The following is a 26,048-nucleotide window of genomic DNA, read 5'->3' as shown; positions in this document are numbered from 1 at the left end:
AACCAGTTTGAAAACACGCCTTAGTCCCCACCGATCTTAACTAAGCGGATTAATGTGTATTCAAATGTGTTTAATAAGTTTTGAAAAACAGCAAATATATAGCTATAAACTGTCTATTGAACAGTTTGCCAAAGTTTTGATATATATTAACTACTATCGTGTAGGAGTATAGCAGTGTTTTCTAGGGATATATATAGTTTTGTAATATACACGCTATCAATATTACAAGTTTCATAATTTTATCAATTAATTAATTTCGCAAAATTTTTCGGGGGTAGGGTAGGATGATTAAAATAGCCACACGCAAATACTTAGGCAAACAAAATGTCTATGATATTGGGGTTGAGCATGACCATAATTTTGCGATCAAAAATGGTTTAATAGCTGCCAATTGTTTTAATAAATCTCATTCGACTGCCTATGGTTATGTAACTTATCAAACAGCATATTTAAAAGCTAATTACCCATTGGAATATATGGCGGCACTGTTGACGGCGAACAGTGGCGATACAGATAAGGTGCAGAGATATATTACTAACTGTAGTAATATGGGTATTCCGATAGATCCGCCAGATATTAATCGTTCTGGTGTTGATTTTACGCCGACGGCAGGAAAGATTCTGTTTGGGTTTTCGGCGGTGCGTAACGTGGGGCAGAATGCGATCGCTTGTATTTTAGAGGCGAGAAATGAGACAGGAGAGTTTAAATCCCTTGCGGACTTTTGCGATCGCGTCGATTTACGCGCTGTTAACCGCCGGACTATGGAATCGCTAATTTACTGTGGAGCCTTTGACAAAATTGAACCAAACCGCCAGCAGTTAATTAACGATTTAGAATTAGTGTATGATTGGGCACAATCTCGCGCTAAAGACAGAGCTAGTGGTCAAGGAAATCTCTTTGATTTATTGGGCGACGGATTTTCTTCGACTCAGAATAAAAGAGCAAATAATGCCCTTGAAACTGCTCCCAAAACTAAACCCGTAATGGATTTCCCCCCACAAGAAAAGTTACAGAAGGAGAAAGAATTATTAGGCTTTTATGTATCAGATCATCCACTGAAATCCTTACGGCAAATAGCGCCACTTTTGACACCAATTAACCTTTCGCAACTCGGAGAACAAAGGGAAGAAATAAAACTTTGTGCAGTTGTCATGTTGAATAACGTGAAAAAAGTGGTTACTAAAAAAGGCGATCAGATGGCAATTTTGCAAATAGAAGACTTAACTACACAATCAGAAGCTGTAGTTTTTCCCAAAACTTATGAACGCATTAGTTCCCTACTGCAAGTTGATACCAGATTAATTATTTGGGGAAAAGTAGATCGACGTGACGAACAAACTCAATTTATCCTTGAAGATGTAGAACCAGTGGAAACAGTACAAATGGTGATGGTGGAATTAACTCCCCAGCAAGCAGGTAATATCGAAGAACTACATCGCTTGAAAACAATTTTGCAAGAACATTCAGGAGACAAAGAAAAGGCAAAAATGCCAGTAATTGGAATTATCCAAACTGAAAATTCTCGTAAACTTATTCGTTTGGGTTGGCAATTTTGTGTACAAGATTCTAGAATAGCTGTTCAAGCTTTGCAAAATGCCAGTTTTCTTGCTCATATAAAATCGCTGACTGGTAGCTGATGCCAGAAGTGAAAAGTTCACAGTATCGAAAGCTGCTTAAAATCAGTTTTACTGAACTGTCAACAGTAAATTGCCTTAAGTATTAAGGATTGCAATCGGTTTTTTAGTTACTTATGCGGATGATAATTTCCTAAAGGCAATGGTATCATTTTATGCCATAGCCATTAAGGCTGCGACCGGGGGAAGGAGTTAAAACTTGATGATTGTCAACGATCTACATAAATTTGTTTCATACTGTAAAATAATTCAACCTCAAACTCAGGAGGACATTCAAAAATTTTTTGAAGGGGTAATCTTGTTTCCTTATGATAAGGAACTTTTATTACAAGCTTATTTATTTCTGAATATTAAAGACTTGTTTCCCTCGTGCGCTGAATTGTTGTTATTTGAAAAATCTCCGATTTCAGATTATACAGATTTGGGTAAATGTGATTTTGTTTTCCTGACCTTTAAAGGTAGTTTGTTTTTAATTGAAACTAAGTTTATTGATACCGAAGCAACAGGAGCGACAGAAAGAAAAAGAAGAAATAAACACAGAAACAAGGTATTTGAGCAAGTGATTACTTTAAAAAGCCGATTTAGTGAATATTGGAATATGAGACTGGAGCAATTAGAGTGCGGGGTTTTTACAACAGATTCAGAAGTTGCTTGGCGAGGAAATGGTGTGAATGTCACATCTAAATCAATATCTATCAATCATCTGGAAAAATGGCGAAGAAGTTATCACAGCAGTGAAAAGTTTTCATCTCATCAAGACGGGTCAAAGTTTGAGGAGAAGGTTAATTTGAAAAATGGAGCCAAGACCCAGTATACTTTTGACACATAGAAAACAAACAGAGTGATATCTGACGCCAAGCTACTGCGCGTCTAGGCTATTTCTAACACATCCCCACCAAGTGGAAGGGATTAGCCTATAATACCAACCTCAAATAATCATCCTTGGTGTATTATTCGGCAATTACCCAATATACAATGTGATTAATCGCTTCACACAATCTTCTCAACTTAGCCAAGTTCAGTAGAAAGAAATTCAAAAGTGACATCTTCGTACACATCTGTAACAGCACACTTAAAATCTACACTTGCCAGATGTATATTATTCCCTTGTGCATAGGGATAAAGTACCCATTGTCCCTCTGGGTTACGGCGAAAACACTCCAAATTCATCCGCGTTTGACTTACAAGCACATATTCTTGAAGTGACTCCAGATGTCGGTAGTCAGCAAATTTATCACCTCTGTCAAAGGCTTCTGTTGAAGGAGATAGCACTTCTACAATTAAACAGGGATAACGTAGAAAGTTATCAAAAGCTTTATCTCGTTGGTCACAACTTACAATGACATCAGGGTAGTAATAAATGTTAAGAGACTCAATATGTGACGATATATAAGCTTGACATCCACTCCCACGCAAATGATTTCTCAACATTGAAGCAACATTAAGAGAAATGATAACATGACTATTACTTGCCCCCGCCATTGCATAAACCTCTCCTTGCCGATATTCATGCTTGATAGGGCTGGTTTCTTCTGCTTTTAGATAATCTTCAGGAGAAATATAGCTATAACTGACATTTGCAACCATTTGTACTGACCTTGTGTTGTAACCTTGTATCTAGTTTAAGAGAAGCTGACGGCTAAATCTCCTAATCAGAAATCTAGCTATTGCTAGATGCTGTAATTCTCTTAAAAGCTATAATTTACGTCTGTTGCACCGAGAGATTAACTTGTGGATGTCATATTAGAACGATCGCACGAATTAAAACAAGCTTTAGTTGATTTTGTCCTTGATGCTGAAGGCGAACTGGCACAAGCACTGGAAACTTACGCAGCAGCACAGTTGCGCCGGGGAAGTGGAGATAGTACACAGCAGGACTTAACTATCGATAGCTTTCTGACAGCAGGGAAAGTTGGTGATAAGTCACCATTAGAGTTGTTTATCGCCAGCCATCCAGATTTAGAAGAAAGCGATCGCAATCTGATCAACAGCTGGCATCATAGTTTTATTGGCTTATTTGCGATCGCTAACATTCTACCTGATGGCTTTGAGTTGACGAACTGGCTAACAGACAAACGCTACATTGTCAAGCCAAACAATACTCAAACCCTACAAGCAATATCTCGGTTGAAAGTAGGAGAAATCTTACTAACTCGCATTTCTCCTGTTACTAATAGCTACTGGATGTTTTCTGGCCCCTACACAGTGATGGGTAAATTGGGTAAACCAAAACTCGCTGTAGCAATTGGTAATTTTAAAGAAAACTATAAAAGTAATCTTTACAGCGATGCTCCAGATTTGCTAGAGGAAGCTTGGCAATCAGTAGCAAAATATCATCAGCAGTTTGTGGACTTTTTTAGCACTGATGAAATTACCTTATCTGGATACCATCTTAATAAAAAAATAGCGGAGTTACAAGGAGTAATTACTGAAAAGACCTTGGCAGCAGCAGGAATTGATACTTCCAAATCTTTAGCTGAAGTAGCAGAAGCAGCTGGCATTGGAGACGAGGAAATCAAAGCAGCAGCAGAAGAATTTGGTGCTGACTCAAACGTAGTTTCTCAAATGTTTAACAGCAAAATGGTCATGCCAAAGGTTGATTTGCCTGCCGAACTCAAGAAAGCAGAACAGGTAACGGCTCTTTCTCATCCCCGTTGGGGACAAATGTTTTTACCAACATATAGTAAGGTACAAGCAATTTTAGCGGCAGAGAATTGGCAAAGTATTGAAGGTGCTGAAAAATTAATTCGCTATTACCTCGAAGATAAAAGTATTAACGCTTTTATCTGGCATCGGTTAGCGCAACAGTATCCAACTCAGTTAGAAAAGGTGTTGCAGATGTATCTGCAACGTCCAGAGTTTCGCCTTGAAAGTGACTTAGATGCCCTGTTGCAAGATTTTAATAAACCTATTGAGCCAGAATTACCAGAAATTGCTAGCGTCCCCATACATTTACACAACTTATTTCAAGAAGCTTTAGGAGAAGTTAACAAATCTAAGCCCAAGAGTAAGGGGCAGAAAAAGTCAACAAAAGGTTTTCAATAAGGTTAATAAATATATCCCACATCTCACCCTACCCACTTAGGGTTATATGATTCCAAAGGTAGAGTTATTTGTAATAGTACACACCAAACTGTGTACTATTACAAATGGATTGGGTGAAATTAGCGTTAAAAACGAGATGAAGACTGGATAGTTATATTTAACGAGCAATAGATAGCAGGTGAACAATTTCATCTACGATTTTATCTGGACTCTCAAGTTTGGCTAGAAATTGATTAAAACCAGCATTTAAAGACTTATGACTTGATACCTCCCGTGTATAAGAAGTAATTGCGATCGCAGGCAACTGTCTTATGGATGGGCAAGAATGCACTCGAATTTGCTCAATTAACCAATTTCCATCATGATGGGGCAACTTCATATTGCACAATAGAATATCAGGATGAAGCGATTCCACCAAATCAAGGGCTGCTTCTGCATCGGTCAAAGCCATCACCTCTGCACCTGCTGCTTCCAAGATGAAGATGAGCAAGTCTGCAATATCTGGCTCATCCTCTACCAGTAATATTAGGATTCCAATAAGATCCTGGAACAAATTTAACTCAGTTTCTTGGTTGATTTTTTGATCTGTTGTCATGCCGCCCCTTTGTTACCTGCTATAGTTTGCTATCTCTATTGCAACGGATGGAGCGGAATATGTATTCATCCTAAATACACAAACTTGGGGTTAAAAGCTTGATCAATGCTTAGAGCTTAACCGAGAAGTATTGAAAGTTGGGGTTTTGTGGCATTATGGAAGGTAAACAGAGGTGAAAGACATCATGACTTCTTCGGGTCAACCAGAAGATATCAGCGTCAGACTGGACGATATTGACACTCGCTTAGAAGAAGTAGGCGACCAACTAGACCTAATCCGTACAATACAAGATGCCAATCGAAGGGAAACACGGGGCAACTACCAAACCATCGCCCGATTAGAGCGCAGTATTCGAGAATTAGGTGATATTGCCCGTTTACACCAAGAAGCACTACGTGTTGCCGAACGCGATCGCCAAGCGACAAGGGAAGTTGAACTTCAAACTGACCAAGATCGTGAAATCTTGCTTGCTTCTTTGCTGCAAGCCGAACGCGATCGCCAACAAGCCGAACGCGATCGCCAAACCTTTCAAGAAGAAATCCGCAGAATTTGGGAGTATTTGCGTGACCGCAATGGTGGCACCAGTACACCCAATTGAGGTAATACATCATCCTTCGACAGGTAGAATAATTTCAAATTCCGTCCCTTGTCCTAATTTAGAAACGAGGTTAATTTGTCCGCCATGAGTTGACATAATGGAGTAGGCAACTGCTAATCCTAATCCCGTTCCTTTACCCACAGCTTTTGTAGTGAAGAAAGGGTCAAATACTCGTTTTTGGATTTCCTCAGAAATTCCAGTACCATTATCGGCAATGTGAATGCTCACACTCTTAGTTAGAGAATTGCTCAGTTTGGTACGAATTGTAATAGTAGGAGTTGTGATTTGTGCTTCATTTAAGGCATCAATGGCGTTATTCAAGATATTCAGAATTACTTGATTGATTTGTTTGGCGTGACAACTCACTTGTGGGAGATCATTATAGTCTTTGATGATTTGAATTTTACTGAGTCGGTGTTGCAGAATTAACAGCGTATTCTCAATACCCTCGTGAATGTTTACGGCTTTGATATCTGCTTCATCAAGGCGGGCAAAATTCCGCAGAGATAAGACAATATGTTGAATACGTTGACTACCTTGTTGGATTGAATCCAGCAGATTTGGTATGTCTTTGATCACATAATCTAAATCCCTGTCCTGAAGATAAGCTTGAATTTCGGAAGTGGGTTGTGGGTATTGCTGCTGATAGAGACTAATACTGTCTAGCAAGTCCTGAAAATAATTTTTGAGATGGTTCATATTGCCGGAGATAAAGTTGACTGGGTTATTAATTTCATGGGCAATCCCAGCGACCATTTGCCCTAAACTCGACATTTTTTCAGCTTGAATCAATTGGGTTTGGGTTTGTTGTAATTCCTGGAGAGTATGAGACAACTGCTGATTTTTATTGTGTAGTTCTTGAGTACGCTGCTCTACTTTTCGCTCTAGAGTATTGTAGAGTAGGGCATTTTCTAGGGAAATCGCCGCTTGGGTGGTTAATAATTGTAGGACATCTAGGCGATCGCCCACAAATGCACCCATTGTTAGCTGATTTTCTAAGTACAAAATCCCTAGTAACTGCCCTTGATTGCGAATTGGCATACACAGCGCACTCTTGGGTTGATGCTGGCGCATATATTCCCCAATCACACTAGGCAGATGGGTTTTGAGATCGTCAATTACAACTGTTTCTAGAGTGTTTTTTACATACTGGATCAGTTTGACTGGAACACCAGGATGATTATCTAAAGGTGCTGTTTGCAACATAGTGCCTTCTAGGGTGGCGATCGCCCGCACTTGCCATGACCCATCCTGAAAGAGGATTAATGCACACCGATCAGCACCAGCATTTTCGAGAATAATCTGAGTTAGTGTCTGGATTAACTGATCCAACTGAATTGCGGTAGAGATGGCTTGGGAGGCTTTAAAGACAGATCCAAAATCCAGCGACGAATTGATGCTGCTGGAGGAACTTGATATCTGGGTTGAGGAGTGAATAGAGGCACTGGATATCACAGTATAATACAGTGTTTCTTGCGAGTTGAACTTGAGGGTTTTCTGTTGCAGAATCACCCGTAGAAGTTCTGGGTAGCGTTGTTCTAAATCTTCTACTTTGGTTTTTGCACCCCAACGAGCATAGCAGTAGTATGCTTCTTCCATGTATGCTTGGGCAACTTTTTCTTTGCCCCAGTCGAGGTAGAATTTGGCAGCCAGTTCATTACTAAGTGCTGCTTCTTGGATGTAGCCATTTTCTCTAGCAACAGAAATGGCGCGATCGTAAAATTCCATTGCTGCGGTTTTTTCTGCTAAAACTCGATACTTTTCTGCCTCCACCAACTGAAATCGATGCAGATGATTCATGGGTGCATAATTTGCCCACTGTTGCATGATGTCCTGATTTTCTGCTACCTGCTGTAATATCCTCTGTTGTTCTTCGGCTGACGACGTAGGAAATAAAGCCAGTTGCAGCAGCGAATCATAAAGGTTCAATAGTGGGACAATCACCGTAGCATATCCTGAAGCGGAATATTGTTTAGCTTTGACAGCATATTCCACCGCCAAATCCAATGCTTGAAACAGATAACAAAGCATCAATTTGTTGACAAAGAAATTCCATAAACTAGTGCCATCATTACTTTGCTCATGTAAAGCCAGCATTGACCTTTCATCGTAAGCTGTGCCAACTAATTCCCAAGGAGTAGTTTTTGACTCAATTAAATTCAAAACTATTTGGTGGTAAATATTGTGATAATTGAGTGCGGCTTTTTGGTTAATTTTTTCTATTGCTGCCCCATAAATTGCGAATTCATGAGCTAGTTTGGTTAATTCTTGACCAACGATATAAGCCTGGAAGCAATAAGCGTGGGCGGCATAACCAGCATAGGTCAAATCCCCGCTATCTAACCCACTGGTATAAGCTTTTAGTAATGGCTTGAGGGTTGCTGTTACAGGCTCTTTCCAGTGGGTGATAAAAAGATAAACGACAATAAGGACTTTTGCTTCGTATTCCTGATCTTGAAACTTGGACACCAGTTGCAACGCTAACTTTCCAAATTCATAACCTGTTGAGATACTGCTTGGTTGACCGCAAAGCATGAGTCCATACCCTGAGTAAGCAAAGGCAGAAGCGGAAGTATTTCCGTATTTTACACAAAGAGTAGCTTTCTTCAGTACCACCAGGCGATTGAGTTCAGGTTTTGCCAGATAAGTAGGACTATTTACTTTGACTAAAACACGCAAGGCTGCACGTAATTCCAAATTCTGCATCTCTGGCAAATCAACCAATTCAGCAACTGTTTTGCCACTCAAGCTAGCTTGAGTCTCTTGCAAAGCGAGAACAAAATCCTCAGTCGTTGGTTCTTGGGGAAACTCAATGCCTATCGGCTGCAAAAATTGCATGGCTGTATCGATCGCAGCCAAGAATTTCCCTTGTGCTGTGTAGGCTTCAATTTTTACTTCATAGACTTTAGCTGTATCAGTTACAGTTTTTGCGTGTTGTAAAATTTCTTGGGCAAAATCTTCCATTGCGTCAAGTTCGCCGCAGAGATAACTGGCTTCGGTTGCTTCGCTATACAAGCTTAAGGTGAGATTGTAATCAGATTCCCAAGGGTCAGATGATAGTAGCTGAATACCGATTTTCAGATAAGCAAGTGCTGAATTGTATGCAGTTGAGGCTTTTGCCTTTTTCCCAGCAATAAAATTTAACTGTGCGAGTTCATGGCGTTCTATAGGTTGATGGAAATGTTCAATGCCAATATTTAGCTGATTAGCGATCGCAAAAATCTGATTCTCTAGTTCAGCTTCAGGGGTATTTTGCCACAGCAGGCGACCAATTTTGACATGGGTTGTCTGTTTGTGATCTTCAGGAATCAGTGAGTAAGCAGCTTGTTGGACGCGATCGTGTAGGAATTTATATGTTACAGAATGAGCGATTTTCTGATTAGGTGCTTGGTTTTCTTGCCCGACATAAAACTTATAAACTTCGCTAGTTGGCAAAATCAAGCCGAACTGTAATGCTTTCCATAACGCGACGGCGGTTTCAGCTTGGGATTGTTGATAAATAATCGCTAAGGTATGCAAATCAAACTGATTACCAATACAAGCCGCCAGCTTCAAAACCTCCTGAGTTGGTGCTGGAAGTTTCTGCAACTGTTGTACCATAAACTCCACCACATCATCTGTCAGCGCCAGTTGCTTGACTTGGGCAATATCACACTGCCACTGCCCGATTTGAAAATTAAATTGAATATAATTATCCTCATGCAGTGCCTTGAGAAACTGGGTGGTAAAGAAGGGATTCCCTTTGGTTTTTTGATACACCAGTTGCATCAATAGCTGTGCTAGTTCCGGTTGACAAATGAGGGTATCTGCTACCAGCTGATTCACACTTACTTGACACAGTGGACTGAGTGTGATTTTGTTAATTTTGGCTCCGGCATTGGCTATTTCATCTAATGTCAACATTAGGGGATGTGCCGGGAAGACCTCATTATCTCGGTATGCCCCAAGTAGCAACAGATAGCCCTTTTGGGATTCATCCATGAGCAACTGCATCAGCTTTAGTGATGCTGAATCTGCCCATTGCAAGTCATCCAAAAAGATCACTAAGGGATGTTCTGGTGTGGTGAAAACCTGAATAAATTTCTGGAACAGCAGATTGAAGCGGTTTTGAGCCGCCATTCCAGATAGTTCTACAGCGTGAGGTTGGAAACCAATAATTCGTTCTAGTTCTGGGATTACCTCAATAATAACTTGAGCATTTTCACCCAAGGCTGTGATAATTTGATCCTGCCACTGCTGTAAATGGGTATCGGTTTCACTTAATAGTTGCCCCATTAAATCCCGGAAGGCTTGTACAAAGGCAGAAAAAGGAATATTACGATTAAATTGATCATATTTGCCTTTGATAAAATAACCACGTTGTCCAACAATAGGTTTATGAACTTCGTTGACAACCGCAGTTTTTCCAATGCCAGAGAAGCCTGCTACTAACATTATTTCGGTTGTCCCCTTACTGACGCGCTCAAATGCTTTGAGTAGGGTTTCTATTTCTGCTTCTCTGCCATAGAGTTTATCGGAGATAATAAAGCAATCGCACGCATCCCGTTGGGCAATTGGGAAAGTCTCAATTTTGCCTGTTTCCTTCAGTTGAACCAAGCACTTTTCTAAATCATACTTTAGCCCTAATGCACTTTGATAGCGGTTTTCGGCATTTTTCGCCATCAATTTATTCACAATTTCTGAGAGTACAGATGGAATTTTAGAATTTATCTGATGTACTAAAGGCGGTGCTTTCGCAATATGACAATGCACTAATTCCATCGCATCTTCTGACTGAAAGGGTAATTCTCCAGTCAGTAATTCGTAAAAAGTCACACCCAAAGAATAAAAATCTGTGCGATAGTCAATCCCCCGATTCATTCGTCCAGTTTGTTCTGGTGAAATATAAGCAAGTGTTCCTTCTAATACATGGGGACTAATTAATGTTTGAGTTTCTCGTGGCAACAGAGATGCAATACTAAAATCAATTAATTTAACCTGTTTTGTTTCTGGATTAATCAGAATATTGGCAGGTTTAATATCTTTATGAATAATGCGATCGCGAATTAGAATATCCAAAGTGTCACACAGAGATATAGTCAAAAGTAAAAATTCCATGAGTGGATGTTGCTTTCCCCCCATCTCCGTTTTCAAGGAAATTCCCCCAAAGTCTTGCATTACCAGCGCATAGCCATTCTGGTAAGGTTCTAGGCTGTATGTTTGGATGATCAAGGGTGAGTTGAGATTTTTGGCGATGGTGTATTGATTGCGAAACTGTACTAATTCAGAAAAACTGGGATAAGGATTTTTCAGCAGCTTGATGACTACAGGTAATGAGTCAATCTCTCGAACTGCTCGATAAACCAGGGTTCTAGAACCGTTGTAGAGTTCTTCGCTGACTTGATAGCCGGGAATGCTAATTACAGTGCTAATCATACTTTTGAATTTTTAAGACATCAGTATTTAGTATTCCCAGAACCGCCCCAAGACTTCGATTTTGCGATCGCCTGTTAAGGGATAAAAGCTAACACCTCCCCTAGTTGATCTCTCTTTTGCACCTAATGCACAAACTGAGTGTGCAGTTGACTTTGTTCATAATGTACTTGCACCGTTCCCCGGAAGAATACTTGATGGGCTGGTGTACTAAAAAACAGCGTTGCATAACATAATTGTGGGATGATTTTTCTCACGCAGAGGCGCAGAGGCGCAGAGAGGATAAGGAGTTTTGGATTTCAATACATTAAAATTTCATCCTTTGATTCAGCAACGCCTAAAAAACTTCCTACTAAGGTTGTAGAAGTACAACTGTATGAGGTACTGGGCGAGCAATGTAATTTACTAGAGATTCTCCCTTATAAACTAAAGAAGTACTCTGACCAGAATCAAGCATGACTGCATCATTTAACCCAGCTTTAGCTAGCGCCAATCCCAAAGATACAGAGTCAACAGATTCACGAGAAATACCGATAGTGGGAGATCCTGCTTGATTAATGCCCCAAAAAGCTCGGTAACGCGCTATGTCAAAACCATAAAGGTTGTTAAAGGTATTTGCTGACTGGGGTTCGCCATTTTTAACTAGCCATGCTGCTGCGACAAAAGCATCCGTGACTTCTGGGATCTCAGCTTGTATCCCTGCTAAAGTGTTGTGCTTGCTAGGGTCGAAGGGAATAAAACGTGCTGTGTAAGGACTAATTAATACTAAAGGTCGTCCAATCATTCTCTGGATATCATAACTGTTACCGGGAATAAATTGTTTTGTAACCTGGCTGAAAATAGGCCCAATCATCACATTGGAATCTAAAGATTTTAAAGAGAAAAAACCTCCATTTACAGCTGCGATCGCTTTGGGGCTATCCTTAGCTAAAATTTCCTTGACTTGATAACGGCTTGAAGCATGAATAGTACTAGGTTTACCACCTGAAATTAGGATGAGATTAATCTTATTAATGGTAGTATCAGTCCGTTCAATAGGATGTGTAAAATCCAAGAGTAATTTCCATTTTGGTAGTTGTGACCCTCCCCATGCTTGGGCAATCACTTGTCTTAGTTTCGATTGACCAAAGCGAGAAACTGCCAATAAATTATCTGAACTACCTGCAAATCTTTCATCTGTATCACTCATTGTCAACGCTACATTATATCCGGCTTCACGCACTGAACTGGCAACTCTGTCATCATATTTTCCAACAGGATAAGTAAAATATTGGATCGGAATACCTAATTTTGACTCTAGAATTTTTTTAGATTCTAAGACTTCTGTACTTAGCTGTTCATCGGTCAAAGTTCTTAAATCGGCTGGATGAGTAACGGTATGAGATGCGATCGTTACTAAGGGATTAGTTACCATTTCCTGTAATTGTTCCCAACTGACATGAGAACGACCAACATTATTGCCCACACCTTTAGTATAAATCGAAAATACTGCTGGATAACCGTATTTTTTTAACAATGGATAAACATACTGATAATGCCCACCATAACCATCATCAAATGTCAGTAAAACTGGTTTTTCTGGTAGTGGCATTCCTGTCTGCAAATGAGTAGTTAGCTGCTCAATGCTGATCGGAACCACACCTTGCTCTTTTATTAATTGGAAATGTTCTTCTAATTCACTAGGAGTAACATCAAAGAATACTTCTTTTTCTGGCAAAATATCATGGTACATTATGATAGGTACTTTTGCTAATTTTGCCCGTTCCTGAATGTCTGGCCATGGGCTAGAACTAAGATACGCCAAGGCATAAGGAGAAAGTGTTTCAATTATATTTATTACGCCTTTTTCTGGCTGACTTAGCCAACTAGATATGAATGCAGAAGTAGTTGCAAGCGTTGATATACGGTGATTAAGCTCTAGTATTGGCGATGAAAAATCTTGTATTTGAGTTTCGTTATTCTGAATATTATTTGTGATGGAAGAACTTTTATTGACGATTTCGTGAGTAATGGCAGACTCCGCAGTATTATGCTGGATTAATAATCCCAACAAAGAAGCTAGTCCTCCAGTAAAGACATGAAGTATAGTCAAGCAGTAAATATTAATAGATATCCAACCAAGGGGGTTGTGTTTAAGAATTTGTGTCTTGAAAAGATTATGAGCAGACCGATATTTTTGGTAAGATTTGCGTTTCATCACTTCTGAAATTTGTCAGTTCAAGAGCATTCTAATGCATTTAATAAATTTCTCATGAAATAATTTAAATTGGCGTTGCATAAATACGGGATGATTTTATGGATTTTTCTTTGCGCCTTTGCGCCTTTGCGTGAGATATTCATCCCTTAATTCAGCAATGCCTTTAAATTCAAAAAATTACCCATGACTCATTACCGAGGTTCAGCCTCAGTTGAAACTGTTAATACTTGCGGTGGTGTAGCATCCAGGGGATAGAGAAAATCTACTTGTACTAAAGAGCGATCGCCCCAACCAAGCCATTTATGTCTAGAGGCTTCAATAACCATTGGTCAAAAAAGTATATACAAAACTTAATCTTACCGGACTAAGATTTTGGCCAGGACTAGATTCGGATAGAGTATTTGGGCTACGCTTTGCACAATCAATAAAAACAAAAGAATCTATGCGTGAGATCAAGCCTTGGACTACCACCTTAGTAGTCATAGTATCTATTACTGCAACTTCAATAGGTGTCTACAATCTTGAATTGTTTTTAAACACTGTCTGCTTGGTAAATACTATGCCTGCTATCAGTAAACATTGTAAATGAGCTGACTAATATTTATTGGTAATAGGTAATTGAAGAAAAGCTCTTACCCTTTACCCATCAATCATTACCGAGGTTCAGCCTCAGTTGAGACTGTTAATACCTGCGGTGGTGTGGCATCTGGGGGATAGAGAAAGTCTACTTGTACTAAAGAGCGATCGCCTGGTTTTATATTTAATAAAACTAGCGGTTCCCCCATTTGACCTCTCCTTTGCACTAAATGCACAAATTTAGTTCGTGGTAGACCTTGGTCATCGTTGTAACGTACCCGCACTGTGCCCCGAAAGAACACTTGACGGGCTGGTATATTAAAAAAGCGTAACCCTATTTTGACTAATTGATCCTCTTTTAGTGGCGTTTGCACTGATACACTAACAGTTTGAGGACTTTGAGTATTGTTGTATAGCGGCAACGTTAGATTATATTGAATTCCATAGTTGCCATGAGCGCGATATGCAGTGTCAGGATAACGCACCAGCATCGGTGCACTCTGAATTTGACCAGTTCCGAAAGTACCACCATGCAGGCTACTCAGAGGGTATGAAAACACTTCACCAGGCTGGGGAATATTTAGATATCTGGCTTTGGGATTATCTATTAATAAAGCTTGCCATTGGGAACCATTAACTACTCCAGCAACACGCCCATAAATTCTTGGCTTGTCAGTTTCCTCTAAGGCAGTGGGGGTTTTATCTCGTGGCCCAGCCACATCACTATTATCAAGTAAATTTTGCCACTCTTCTAAGGTAGGCGATCCCGCTTCTCCTGTCGGAGACGCTACGCGAACGGGTTGCCGTAGGCCTCGCTCACTGCCATCGGAATTTGTGCGTGCAAACATTGCAAGGCTAGCTGCATAAACAGTCCCATTACTCCACAGTCGCATCAACGTAGATCGACCATTGAGGGGTGGTGTTAGTCCTTGTACAGGAATTGGTAAATTTAGTAACATTCGACTTTGCCCTGGCGGAATCTCAATTTGGGCGGGGAAAATCTCTTGTCGTTTTCCACGAAGCACATTAGACATGACGCGATCGCCTGGCCCTGCAAAAACTTTACCTAAAATATTTTCACTAAAAGATGGTAACTCAATAAATGGTGCATCGGGTTGACTCAAATAACTCGCCGCCTGCAAAATATTTACCTTCACCAATTCCGAACCAGGGTTATGCAAAATTATCCCTAAATAGAGCGAACGCAAATTTTCTGGTGGTTCAGCTTTAGCAACATGATGGGCAAAAATATCAAATCGTCCTCGAAAGGGAAAATTCAAATGCGCCGTTGGCACTTTTTTCCCATCTGGTGGAAAAGTCGAAAGTAAAATCCCTTCTTTCAATACCAACTCTGGACTATTACTGTTAAAGGTTGGCACTGTATCCAATTGTCCTGGCAAAGGACGCACTTCTTGTAATTGCACCACTTCTTCAGGTGGTGGCGTAGCAGGAGTTGTTTGGCCAAGCAGAAAATTTAGTAACAATGGCAACATAAGTTTAAATATTTTCTCCACCATACAGACGGCGACAAATTTATGAAAGTGCTAGTTTGTCAATAATTAAGATGAAATCTGCAAGTATCCCAATCAAGTTTTCTTGATTAAGAACCGGAACGTGAACAAAGATACAACGCGCCGTGAGTTGGCTTTGGCGTAGGTAATCCAACACTGAATAGTAAAGACCTTCACAGACAAATTTACCGCAGTCGTGGCTAATCTCAATTGCCACTGCTCCCGCCACCAATTTTTCTAAATCAACTTCTGTCTGTAAAACACTTTCTCCACAGCTAGCACCTGCTTCCACACTTAATTGTGTGCGACTTGCAGCCATGCCACAACAGATGATGTAATCAGGTTGGATTGCATTGATTTTTTCAATTACCAGAGAACTAGCAAGTTGAACATCTACGGGTAACTGGCGTAAAAAAGTTAAGTCATGAGGTATCAAATTAAGTTTGGTAACTTCAAGTAATAAATCATCAGAGGAATTTGAGAGTTGATCGGACAGCCAAATGTCAAAAGAAGTTAATAGAATTATTTTATTCATAACAAATGTTATTTAGAATAGGAATATTATTTAGAATAGAAAAACCCTCCATAATAAATTTACAAGGGAGCAGGTAAATGGCAGTGATTGCGGTCGTAGATTACGAGATGGGAAATTTGCACTCAGTCTGCAAAGGCTTGGAAAAAGCTGGGGCAAATCCTAATGTTACTTATTCTCCAAAGGAATTAGAGCAGGCAGATGCAATAGTTTTGCCGGGAGTGGGATCATTTGATCCAGCAGTGCAACACTTGCGATCGCGTGGTTTAGAACAACCAATTAAAGATGCGATCGCATCGGGAAAACCTTTCTTAGGCATCTGTTTGGGATTACAAATTCTCTTTGAATCAAGTGCAGAAGGCATCCAACCAGGACTAGGAATTATCAAAGGAAAAGTGCGGCGGTTTCGTCCAGAACCTGACATCACTATTCCGCATACAGGTTGGAATCAACTGGAAATGACTCAGCCAAAAAGTATTTTGTGGGAGCATTTACCGTGTGATCCTTGGGTGTATTTTGTCCATTCCTACTATGTTGACCCAATAGACCCGCTAATCCGTGCAGCAACTGTCACTCACGGTACTCAAATTGTAACAGCTGCGATCGCTCATGAAAACCTGATGGCAGTCCAATTTCACCCCGAAAAATCCTCTAATATCGGATTACAAATCCTGTCCAATTTTGTTGCTCAAGTCCGCGAAAAAGTTGCTGCCTAATACTATTTTTGTTCTTTGTCCTTTATCATTTGTTAATAAATGAAAATGCCCAATGAGCAATGAGTCTGAGAATTTACGGGAATCGACAGCTAAAAACTTTACCAGGTAAAGAAACTAGACCTACCAGTGCGCGGGTAAGAGAGGCAGTTTTTAATATTTGGCAAGGAGAAATTGCAGGGTGTCGCTGGTTAGATTTGTGCGCGGGTACTGGTTCAATTGGTGCAGAGGCTTTGTGTAGAGGAGCCAGCTTAGTAGTGGGAATTGAACAATCGAGCCGAGCCTGTGCCACCATCCAACAAAATTGGCAGCAGGTAGCTAATACCGAGCAAGAATTTCGGGTATTGCGGGGAGATATTACCCAACAGTTAAAGGCTTTATCAGGGAAGCAATTTGATAAAATCTACTTTGATCCACCTTATGCCAGTGGATTATATGAGCCAGTTTTAGAAGCGATCGCTCACCATCAGATTTTAGAGCCTAGCGGGGAAATCGCAGTTGAACACGCCTCGCAAAGTTGGACACCGCCAGAGCTTCCCGCTTGGGAAATTTGCCGCGAGAAAGTTTACGGCAACACATCACTAACTTTTTACAGAATTCGGAATGAAGGAGCAGGGGAGCAGGGGGGAGTAATAACTCCTAACTCCTAACTCCTAACTCCTAACTCAGCACTCAGCACTCAGCACTCCTAACTCAGCACTCATTAGCCTCCCAACTGGTTGGGACGCTTGTATTGCTTATAGGCAGCGTAAAACAGTCCGGCAAGGGTGACGAAAACTAGACCCAGGACAATACCTGATAGCAAGGGTTCAACCACTGTAAATCTCCTTTTTGCAATTATTAAATATTCGTTTCCTGATTTTGATTTTACCAAATTTCGGATGAATCCTTCGCCCTACAGCCTTTTTGGAGGGCGAACCTACAATAAAATAATCTTCTGTGCTTGCAGACACCATCAAGAACTTTTAAGCTATGTGTAGGAAATGAAAATTTTTTAGTACACCTCGACTTTCAGAGCAAACCTTTTGGATAACCAAATTACCAAACCTGAAATTTTGATTCAGCGAATCGTTTTGTTTACTTTAGCGATATTGCTAGCAGTCCCTTTGGGCTTTTTTGGTGTTCAGTTGGTTCGAGCCTCCGATCCATACGTCAAGAGTGTTCTATCTTTGACAGGAAACTCAGTTCAAGGACACGCTATCTTTCAAATCAACTGTGCTGGTTGTCATGGCTTGGAAGCAGACGGGCGAGTAGGGCCGAGTTTACAAGCTGTCTCAAAGCGCAAATCTCACTATGGACTGATTCATCAAGTGATTAGTGGCGACACGCCGCCAATGCCAAAATTCCAGCCCAATGCTCAAGAAATGGCGGATCTTTTGATCTATTTAGAGTCGTTGTAAGGCTCTTGCATCACTTTAAGCAGAGGAAAATTAAGAAATCTTCGGAATTTGAGGTATCTGGAATAGCGCTCTGCTTTTTGTAGTGGGGACTGAAGTCTTGACTACAAACGAACATTTTTATTCAGCTTGATTAACCAGACACGATATCACTCAAGTGTCGTTACTCGCGGTAGCAAGTTCGTGAACGTCATTACGAATTATTTAGTCACTTAACTCCTAAAGCGATCGCATGATGGCGGATATGATCTTCAATAAAACTGGCTATGAAATAATAACTGTGGTCATAGCCTTCTTGATAACGTAAATTTAAGGGTTGGTTAACCTCTGCACAAGCTTGCTCAAAAACCTCTGGCAGCAATTGCTCAACTAAAAATTTATCAGCAGTCCCTTGATCAATAAGAATTGGACTGTGATATCCTACTTGCTTAACTAATTCACTCGCATCATAAACACGCCAACTTTCTTGATTGCTGCCAAGATAACGACTGAAAGTCTTTTGACCCCAAGGACAACGCATAGGTGCAGTGATCGGTGCAAATGCTGATACTGATTTGTAGAGTTCTGGGTTTCTCATTGCACAGACTAGCGCCCCATGTCCTCCCATCGAATGACCGAAAATGCCTTGTTTTTCAGCTTGGGCGGGGAAGTTTGCGGTAATTAAAGCAGGTAATTCGTTGACGACATAACTATACATTTGGTAGTGTTGACACCACGGTTCTTCTGTAGCATCAACATAAAAACCTGCGCCCGTGCCAAAATCCCAGTCATCATCCTCACCTGCAATGCCAGTATTCCTCGGACTGGTATCTGGTGCAACCAGTATCAAACCGTACTCAGCTGCAAAGCGCTGTACCCCGCCCGCCTTAACCATAAAATTCTCTTCCGTGCAAGTTAACCCAGAGAGGAAATAGAGAATCGGCACAGGTTTTAGAGTTGCTTGTGGTGGTTGATAAACAGCAAAGCGCATTTCACCGTTACACCTTGAGGAGGGATGGCTGTAAAAGCCGAGTTTACCACCAAAGCTTTTATATTCTGAAATGAGGTTGAGGTTAGGCATTGGTTATATTCTCTTTCCTGAGCGGCTGACTGAGAATGGTTATTTTAGTGTAAATTAAAATGTCTATGTATGAATCCCTAAATCCTGCTATTTGACGAAGCTGATAAAATACTGGCCAATCCGCAAAGCGATCGCTAATTCATAATTCGTAATTAAAGAGTTTCTTTAAACTCATGACTTTCTTAGTAAAATTCAACTCAGCACTATTTAAAGGTACTCGCGTAAGAAATCAAATGGATCATCTTCCCAACAAGGTTCAGGTATAAGCCAAAACAAACTCCTGTTGATGTCAGCTTCAATTTCATCACTATCGTCTCTATGAAATAGTTCTATCAAAGCTGTCCAATCACGTTCTCTCAAAGACGTTAATGATGGAGCATATACCTGGAGATTATTTGAGTAATTCACGCGTAAAGTTGTACTTGACAGCCGTAAAAATTAGATTCTAGCTTTGACAACCACAGTAAAATATTTATTTGAATAATATTAAATATGGACTACTCTTATAAGTGTCTCACAACTTAACTAGGACTGCTATAGTATTTATTACATAGTTACAGGCTTACATTTACTCAGAGCGGAAAAATTCTTCAGACTGAGACTCAATTAATTCTACGCTAAACACTTCTGCAAAGCATTCCGCTACATAAGAACGTACCTCTTGGCAAGTAATATCTGGAATCCATTCTGCTAAACTGCCTACAGGTTTATCAGAGATCCCGCAGGGTACAATTTGCTCAAAACCTGTCATATCTGGACAAACATTTAATGCAAAGCCGTGCATGGTAATCCAACGGCTAACTTTAATACCAATAGCCGCAACTTTTCGCCCTTGCAACCAAACGCCAGTAAAAGCCGGAATTCTTTCTCCCTGCAATCCATAAACTGCCAATACGCGAATTATTACTTCTTCTAATTGCCGTAAATACCAATGGAGGTCTTTGCGATAACGTTGCAGATTTAAAATAGGATACCCTACCAGTTGACCAGGACAATGGTAAGTAACCTCGCCGCCTCGTTCAACTCTATGCACATTATGAACGCTGTTGTCAATATCAAATTTGATAAAATCTGAGTTAGATCCTTGTCCCAAAGTGTAGACAGGTGGATGTTCTAGCAAAATTAACACGTCATCTAGACTAGGATCATGAATACGCTCGGTGAGGAGCGATCGCTGCCATGCATGAGCATCTAAGTAAGAGACTAGTCCCTGATTATACAATAAACAACGGTTTTTGTATGGTTCAATACTATGGATCATCCGGTTTATGTGAGTTGGGTAGTAAAAAAGAAGGGGAAACCACAAGATAAAGGTAACTACATCAAAGCTTGAAGTCTCCCAATTAAACTCTGATATGCCTGCTAGTCGATATAGCGACGCGGCGTATAAACCCAGATACTATCATTGCTGCGCTTGATGGTTCGGGTTTTTGTAGAACCGACGAGAATAATTGTCCGCATATCGGCGGTAGCTGGTGCTAACTGGTCAAGTGTGATCACTTTCACAGTCTGTCCTGGTCTACCGAGATTCCGTGCTAACACCACTGGTGTATCCGGTGTTCTATGTAGCAGCAAAATATTTCTCGCTTGTGCCAATTGCCAAGTGCGCTCTTTGGAAACAGGATTATAGAAAGCAATTACGAAATCAGCTTCGGCAGCAGCAGCAATTCGTTGTTCGATCGCAGCCCAAGGCTTCAAGATGTCAGAGAGGGAAATAGCACAGAAGTCATGTCCAAGGGGTGCACCAATCGCTGCTGCTGCTGCTTGCATAGCAGAGATGCCTGGTGCTACATGAATGTCAATACTGTCCCATTCAGGTTTGGCATAGCGATCGCATACCTCGAAAACTGCTGTTGCCATTGCATAGATACCGGGATCACCAGATGAAACTACAGCTACATATCGTCCTGATGCTGCCAAATCAAGGGCGAGGATGGCCCGTGCTTCTTCTTGGCGGTTGTCTGACTCATGCCGTTGCTTGCCATCACCTAAAGAACCAACTAAATCTAAATAAGTTTTGTAACCCACTAGGTCAGTTGCAGACTTGAGTATCTCCTTCACTTCTTTTGACATCCACTGCGATCCACCAGGGCCCGTGCCAACAATCGCTAACCGTCCGCGTGGCTGACCGATGGTGTTGGGGTCAATTGGTTGGGGGGCAATAGCGATCGCAATATGGGGAGAGAAGGAAAGAGGGAATATGCCTGTGGCGGCGATCGCTGCTGCTTGGGCGGGGCTATAACCTTGTGAAAGTAGATTTTCTAGCTGATTTGGGGTAAAAAAGCGGGCAGGCACTCCAAAGGCGCTAGCTACGGCGTGGATTGCTGGATCGGCAGCAGCGATCATGGGTGCAAATATGCCGGCGACTGATGTCGGTGCAAGTGCGGCATCGGTTAGTAGTTGCTGTACTAAAGCTATTGTTTGATCTACATGACCAATGATGCCACTAATTGCGATCGCGATCGTTGTTGGGTGGTAGACAAGGCAGTTGGGTTTAGGAGTCACCAAGCCTTCTGTAACTTGGATTGTTAAATCTCCATTTGGATTTATAGGCAGTTTACTATTGCTTAACCAAGATGCTATTCCTTCTAGTTTGACTTGCGCCCCGGCTAGCAAATCCGAGATAAATTTCTTAGCATCGTCTGGGTTCGCTAAATGATATCCAGGGGGAGGAGATAACAGCGTTGTACCCAAACGTAAATCGCCTGTGGTGGTAATTGCAGGTTTGACATCAAGGGCTTCGGCAATACGGCGTGCCAAATCGTTTACCCCAGCAAGCCCGCCTAAGAGGGGGACAACAGCACTACCATCTTCAGCCACAGCTAGCACTGGTGGTTCCTGTCGTTTATCGCTGATCATGGGAGCTAGTGTTCTGATCAGAATGCCGGCGGCACAAATACCAATCAGAGGCGTTCCCTGGGCAAATAACTCGCGCAGCGTTTCGCCAAAATTCGTGAAGCTGACATCAACTCCAGACGTGCGACCCGCTAAACCGTATAGGGTCGCTCCTGGTAGGACGCTGATTATTTTGCGTGCTACTATCACGCTATTTTGACCTAGTACTACAATGGCGGGTGCAACGTTCATGATCATAGGTAGATATCTTGCAAAATTTGATATCCTTCAAATGAAACCATAGATTTAAACATATTATGTACTAACTGTCATTGAGAGCGAATAAACCATCCGCCAGAAAAAAGGCAAGCTAAAGTGCCTAAATCAGTTTTCAGCGAAGAGTACAATCGGTTTCGCCAGCTACTTATCGAAGCCCGCAAAGCTGCCAAGCTCACTCAAACAGAGTTGTCAGCAAAGCTAGAGCTTACGCAATCCTATGTATCAAAGTATGAACGTGGAGAGCGTCGTCTTGACGTGATTGAATTTTTACAAGTTGCCCAAGTTCTTGAAATAGATCCGCTTGCTTTTATCGAAGAACTATTGAAATACCAAAAGGAGACATAATAATCATTATTCAATATGTTGATTTTAACGCAGCTGATACAATCATTAATACCAAATACCAGAACGAATGGCATGAGATTATTACTACGCTCACTAGAATGCCTTTGCACATCAAAGCTTCAGATCAAGCCGGAATTCAGGGTAATGCAATATTCGATCCAGTAGGTACGAACGAATACATTAAAGCTGCCTTTATTCATGATGGTTGGCAATCGAATATACCTATTCCAGCACCTTACAGATTTTTGGGTACAGAGGTTGATTTTGCTAAAGCTGGCATTATCATTGAAATTCAGTTTTCTAACTATCCCTTCCTACTCAATAACACTTTGCGCTCAGAATTGTTCTTCAAAGCTAAAACCGAATTTGTTGGATACCAAACTAATTTGGTAGTTCTGGTAACAAAGGCTCTGATGTTTCCTGCTTCCAATAGCACTCTTTATTACGAACAAGCTGTTAATCAGTTAACAGCTTTGACTAAATACCAAGTTTTTGATGTACCAATCAGACTGGTTGGATTATTTGAACAACAAAATACAATAGTGCCTATCATCTGGACTGAGTATTTATATAAAAGATATTCTAGAACTGTGAATACTAGAGTTAGTCGCCAATGCCAAGTCATTGCGGGACGTTCAGCCCGTAGTCGCTGTATACTTAACTTATTGTAATAATTAATCTATTAACTCCATAATCTCAGTTCAATTTGTTCTACTTCTTCTGCTTGTTTTACAACTTTATTTTGCAAAGAGGTCTTTTTTCCATTACCATTAAGCTTTGGATCTACTGGAATTTCTTCGCCTCTTAGATTAGCTGCAAAAGCAGATTCCTCATAGATTAATCTATCTTCCATTTCTTGCAAGTGATACTCTTCTGGATAAATTTTTGCTTTGCTGCGTTCTGAAGCTTTATTTCCTATTTGCACATCAAAATTGAATTTATCAATAGATTGACCAGTTTTTTCAATATAATCGCGTAATGTTTTTAAATTTGGAAAAAAGCCATTTTTATCTGGATTTCCACTGAGACGACGCAAGGCAACTTGATGATATTTTGGTTCAATTTCTGAACCGATAAAATGGCGTTCATGATCTCTAGCAACCACCGCCGCAGTACCAGATCCTATATATGGATCTAAAACAATATCATTTTTGTTGGTTGTAGCTAAGATAATTCTAGCTACCAAGTCTTCTGGAAATTGGCAGGGATGTATAGTTTGTTCTTCATGGTTGTGTTTAACATTCCGAAATAGCCAAATATCGCCAGGATTTTTCCCTTCTGGATTACATGAGAGTTCCCCCTTCCGATTTCCCCGATAATGTTTCTTATTTTGATACTTTTGCGGAACTCTAATAGGATCTAGATTAAATTTATAGTTATCCGATTTAGTAAACCAAAGAATAGTTTCATGTCTACAAGAAAACTTTTTCTGGGCATGAAGACCATGTTGTCTAGCCCATATAATTCGGTTGCGAGGAATTAATCTGCATGACTCTAAAATCGGAAAAAAGCGAATATCCAGAGGAATCAGCATTCCTCGGTTAGAAAAAGCACCAACTTGCCAAAATAGCGAACCTGTGTTTTTTAGAATTCGGCTACATTCAAGCAGCACGGCTTTCTGTTCTTCCAAATAAATCTCAAGAGCCTGCCTTGATTCGTATTCTTTGCCTAAATTATAAGGTGGAGAGGATACAACTAAATCAATACATTCATCTGGCAGATTACTGAGCAGTTGTAAGCTATCCTCTAAGAGAATCTGGTCTAAGGGGAGATTCTCTCTATTAGTCTTCATTACGATACCTACCTTGCAAGTAATACTAGACTCTGGTGATTATAACCTATTTTAGGTTATTAGCCAATTATTGAGAAAAATATCAATAGTAAGATATTGTACTCTACTTACTTCAATGATCTACCTTGCTGGTGTAGACATACCTAAAGGTGATGGAGGTGCGATCGCATTCTTTCAAAAAAGGCGATCGCTTCTTATTTTAATTACCTTTACGCTCTTTCAGCACTTGATCTAGTAAGTTTCTAGCAGGTTGGGCTTTAGCCAATGCTGCTTGATGGTCACTATAAGCGCGAACAAGGCGAGAAAGACCGCTTACACCTGTTTTGAGTTGCTCAAGTTCTTCACCAGCAACCAGTTCCCCATCGAGCATCCGGCCAATCAAAGGTTTGATATCACCCACTTCTTGGCGGACTTTTTGGAGCTTTTCTAAAGTACTCAGTAAGCTTTTTAATGAGTTCAATATATCGTCAATATTCTGGGCATCTTCCACTGGTTCAAGTGAATTTTCAATTGTTTCCGTATCTTTATCTGAAACTATTGGTTCAAGTGAATCTTCAATTGTTTCCGTATCTTCATCTGAAACTGTTAGTTCAACCGAATCTTCAATTGTTTCCATATCTTCATCTGAAACTGTAGGCAATTTCTGTACAGACGTTTCATTTTTAATCCCGTTTGACCGTGCCATTAACGCTTCCTCAAAGAATTTTTCTTAGTTTATCGCTTATCTCAAGTTTTCAAAGATACTTACTATTGTTATAATTCGTTAAATAAGTACTTATACAAATTAAGCTGTACCTCAACTGGGAAAATATCTACACTTCTACATTATTTACAGTGTTGCTGAAGAAGAGATATAGCCAGTTCAAAACTATTACGTTGAGTTTGTACTGCATAAGCTTCTCTTTCTAAATCTTGCCTGTGGATATTAGTATACCGCATAAAAAATGGTCGAGCATAATTGATTGGCTGAACCTCTAAACCTAAAGTTTTTATTTTTCCTTTTCCCGCACATACTTGTGCGGCATGAACAGCTTCGTGAACTAGGGTCTGAGTACCAATGTGTAGCTCAAAAACTACTGGATTAATCCAAATTTTTTTGTTAGCCACTTCTAATAACCCATAAGCACCTCGCTTTGGTGGTAGCTCAATTACTACCTGAAATCCAAATCTTTCTAATTGATTTTTTAAATCCAAAAATTGTCGTTCAGGGGTAGGTCTTTGAGAAAGTAACAATAAAGAATTTAATAGGAAAGTTTCTATCATTTACTTTTTTAACACCTTACAGGATAAAGTGAACCTTGGCGCAAGATTTAGTACAGTAGCTAACATCAGAAGGAGTTTCGATATTCTTGCGAGATTCCAAATCTTTGCTATTGTACAACTTTCGGCTTGCTCACTGGATGGGAATATTGTTCATTAGAGACTATTAAAAGTCTGTCTAATGCGTAAATTCTGGTAAAATTCGGTTGTCATTATCTCCAACAACTAAAGATGTATAGGACTCCTATTTGATTTTTGAAAAAACTC

General features: G+C 40.4%; 23 protein-coding genes and 1 pseudogene. 9 read left to right on the top strand and 15 right to left on the bottom strand.

Annotated elements, in window-relative coordinates; genetic code table 11:
- Positions 1-284: 284 nt before the first annotated feature.
- Both F8S12_RS19675 and F8S12_RS19670 read left to right on the top strand, forming a co-directional pair.
- Positions 285-1,637 (top strand): helix-hairpin-helix domain-containing protein, encoded by a 1,353-nt coding sequence (locus F8S12_RS19675; protein ID WP_196517776.1) that lies wholly within the window; start codon positions 285-287, stop codon positions 1,635-1,637.
- A 199-nt stretch (positions 1,638-1,836) separates the two neighbouring features.
- Entirely contained in the window at positions 1,837-2,463 is a 627-nt protein-coding gene (locus tag F8S12_RS19670; RefSeq protein ID WP_442946813.1) for a hypothetical protein, read from the top strand.
- A gap of 179 nt (positions 2,464-2,642) precedes the next feature.
- On the opposite strand, the gene F8S12_RS19665 is transcribed toward F8S12_RS19670, so the two are convergent.
- Positions 2,643-3,221 carry a Uma2 family endonuclease gene (locus F8S12_RS19665; protein ID WP_196517775.1) on the bottom strand — a complete coding sequence of 193 codons (579 nt, stop codon included), beginning with the start codon at positions 3,219-3,221 and terminating at the stop codon, positions 2,643-2,645.
- Between the two features lie 144 nt (positions 3,222-3,365).
- Between F8S12_RS19665 and F8S12_RS19660 the strand changes: the two genes are divergently transcribed.
- A complete protein-coding gene (locus tag F8S12_RS19660; protein WP_196517774.1) occupies positions 3,366-4,679 on the top strand; it encodes a hypothetical protein in 1,314 nt (437 codons plus the stop codon).
- A gap of 157 nt (positions 4,680-4,836) precedes the next feature.
- Here F8S12_RS19660 and F8S12_RS19655 read toward each other — a convergent pair whose 3' ends face one another.
- Positions 4,837-5,274 (bottom strand): response regulator, encoded by a 438-nt coding sequence (locus tag F8S12_RS19655; protein WP_196517773.1) that lies wholly within the window; start codon positions 5,272-5,274, stop codon positions 4,837-4,839.
- Between the two features lie 172 nt (positions 5,275-5,446).
- Between F8S12_RS19655 and F8S12_RS19650 the strand changes: the two genes are divergently transcribed.
- Positions 5,447-5,872 (top strand): hypothetical protein, encoded by a 426-nt coding sequence (locus F8S12_RS19650; RefSeq protein WP_442946812.1) that lies wholly within the window; start codon positions 5,447-5,449, stop codon positions 5,870-5,872.
- Positions 5,873-5,881: 9 nt separating this feature from the next.
- On the opposite strand, the gene F8S12_RS19645 is transcribed toward F8S12_RS19650, so the two are convergent.
- The 5 genes and pseudogenes from F8S12_RS19645 to F8S12_RS19625 form a co-directional block, all read right to left on the bottom strand.
- Entirely contained in the window at positions 5,882-11,287 is a 5,406-nt protein-coding gene (locus F8S12_RS19645) for a trifunctional serine/threonine-protein kinase/ATP-binding protein/sensor histidine kinase (RefSeq protein ID WP_196517772.1), read from the bottom strand.
- A gap of 349 nt (positions 11,288-11,636) precedes the next feature.
- On the bottom strand, positions 11,637-13,481 hold the full coding sequence (locus tag F8S12_RS19640; protein ID WP_196517771.1) for a polysaccharide deacetylase family protein: 1,845 nt from the start codon (positions 13,479-13,481) through the stop codon (positions 11,637-11,639).
- A 191-nt stretch (positions 13,482-13,672) separates the two neighbouring features.
- Positions 13,673-13,768, bottom strand: a pseudogene (locus F8S12_RS19635) (DUF3370 family protein); the annotation flags it as partial.
- Between the two features lie 366 nt (positions 13,769-14,134).
- Positions 14,135-15,550, bottom strand: coding sequence for a DUF3370 domain-containing protein (locus F8S12_RS19630; protein WP_196517769.1), 1,416 nt, complete (start codon positions 15,548-15,550; stop codon positions 14,135-14,137).
- A gap of 40 nt (positions 15,551-15,590) precedes the next feature.
- A complete protein-coding gene (locus F8S12_RS19625; protein ID WP_196517768.1) occupies positions 15,591-16,103 on the bottom strand; it encodes a pyroglutamyl-peptidase I family protein in 513 nt (170 codons plus the stop codon).
- A 77-nt stretch (positions 16,104-16,180) separates the two neighbouring features.
- Between F8S12_RS19625 and hisH the strand changes: the two genes are divergently transcribed.
- Together hisH and rsmD are read left to right on the top strand one after the other, a co-directional pair.
- Complete coding sequence (gene hisH / locus F8S12_RS19620; RefSeq protein ID WP_196517767.1) at positions 16,181-16,816, top strand: imidazole glycerol phosphate synthase subunit HisH; 636 nt, start codon at positions 16,181-16,183, stop codon at positions 16,814-16,816.
- Positions 16,817-16,875: 59 nt separating this feature from the next.
- Positions 16,876-17,463 carry a 16S rRNA (guanine(966)-N(2))-methyltransferase RsmD gene (rsmD, locus tag F8S12_RS19615; RefSeq protein WP_196517766.1) on the top strand — a complete coding sequence of 196 codons (588 nt, stop codon included), beginning with the start codon at positions 16,876-16,878 and terminating at the stop codon, positions 17,461-17,463.
- 53 nt (positions 17,464-17,516) lie between these two features.
- Here the strand turns inward: rsmD and petG are convergent, their stop codons facing one another.
- Positions 17,517-17,630, bottom strand: a complete 114-nt coding sequence (gene petG / locus F8S12_RS19610) for a cytochrome b6-f complex subunit V (protein WP_063721252.1) — start codon at positions 17,628-17,630, stop codon at positions 17,517-17,519.
- 208 nt (positions 17,631-17,838) lie between these two features.
- Between petG and F8S12_RS19605 the strand changes: the two genes are divergently transcribed.
- Positions 17,839-18,213, top strand: a complete 375-nt coding sequence (locus F8S12_RS19605; protein ID WP_196517765.1) for a c-type cytochrome — start codon at positions 17,839-17,841, stop codon at positions 18,211-18,213.
- Positions 18,214-18,418: 205 nt separating this feature from the next.
- Here the strand turns inward: F8S12_RS19605 and fghA are convergent, their stop codons facing one another.
- From fghA to cobJ, 4 genes are all read right to left on the bottom strand, one after another.
- Positions 18,419-19,270: an S-formylglutathione hydrolase gene (gene fghA / locus F8S12_RS19600; RefSeq protein ID WP_196517764.1), complete on the bottom strand. Its 852-nt coding sequence runs from the start codon at positions 19,268-19,270 to the stop codon at positions 18,419-18,421.
- Between the two features lie 207 nt (positions 19,271-19,477).
- The gene (locus F8S12_RS19595) at positions 19,478-19,678 is read right to left on the bottom strand and encodes a hypothetical protein (RefSeq protein WP_196517763.1); all 201 of its coding nucleotides are present in this window, start codon (positions 19,676-19,678) and stop codon (positions 19,478-19,480) included.
- A gap of 160 nt (positions 19,679-19,838) precedes the next feature.
- Positions 19,839-20,531: a lipoyl(octanoyl) transferase LipB gene (gene lipB / locus F8S12_RS19590; RefSeq protein ID WP_196517762.1), complete on the bottom strand. Its 693-nt coding sequence runs from the start codon at positions 20,529-20,531 to the stop codon at positions 19,839-19,841.
- A 101-nt stretch (positions 20,532-20,632) separates the two neighbouring features.
- Positions 20,633-22,363 (bottom strand): precorrin-3B C(17)-methyltransferase, encoded by a 1,731-nt coding sequence (gene cobJ / locus F8S12_RS19585; RefSeq protein WP_196517761.1) that lies wholly within the window; start codon positions 22,361-22,363, stop codon positions 20,633-20,635.
- Positions 22,364-22,480: 117 nt separating this feature from the next.
- Between cobJ and F8S12_RS40755 the strand changes: the two genes are divergently transcribed.
- Both F8S12_RS40755 and F8S12_RS19575 read left to right on the top strand, forming a co-directional pair.
- Positions 22,481-22,729, top strand: coding sequence for a helix-turn-helix domain-containing protein (locus F8S12_RS40755; protein ID WP_196517760.1), 249 nt, complete (start codon positions 22,481-22,483; stop codon positions 22,727-22,729).
- Complete coding sequence (locus F8S12_RS19575) at positions 22,705-23,400, top strand: BglII/BstYI family type II restriction endonuclease (RefSeq protein WP_331001413.1); 696 nt, start codon at positions 22,705-22,707, stop codon at positions 23,398-23,400. The genes F8S12_RS40755 and F8S12_RS19575 overlap by 25 nt, the downstream gene beginning before the upstream one ends.
- Before the next feature lie 11 nt (positions 23,401-23,411).
- Here F8S12_RS19575 and F8S12_RS19570 read toward each other — a convergent pair whose 3' ends face one another.
- The 3 genes from F8S12_RS19570 to F8S12_RS19560 form a co-directional block, all read right to left on the bottom strand.
- Positions 23,412-24,521 carry a DNA-methyltransferase gene (locus F8S12_RS19570; RefSeq protein WP_196517759.1) on the bottom strand — a complete coding sequence of 370 codons (1,110 nt, stop codon included), beginning with the start codon at positions 24,519-24,521 and terminating at the stop codon, positions 23,412-23,414.
- Between the two features lie 199 nt (positions 24,522-24,720).
- A complete protein-coding gene (locus F8S12_RS19565) occupies positions 24,721-25,206 on the bottom strand; it encodes a hypothetical protein (protein WP_196517803.1) in 486 nt (161 codons plus the stop codon).
- Between the two features lie 140 nt (positions 25,207-25,346).
- On the bottom strand, positions 25,347-25,784 hold the full coding sequence (locus F8S12_RS19560; protein WP_196517758.1) for a hypothetical protein: 438 nt from the start codon (positions 25,782-25,784) through the stop codon (positions 25,347-25,349).
- Positions 25,785-26,048: the final 264 nt, after the last annotated feature.

Origin of the sequence: Nostoc sp. WHI (assembly GCF_015714725.1) — a bacterium.
GTDB lineage: Bacteria > Cyanobacteriota > Cyanobacteriia > Cyanobacteriales > Nostocaceae > Nostoc.
Note: the sequence above shows the minus strand (reverse complement) of the source record. Positions and strands in the feature narration are given on the sequence as shown.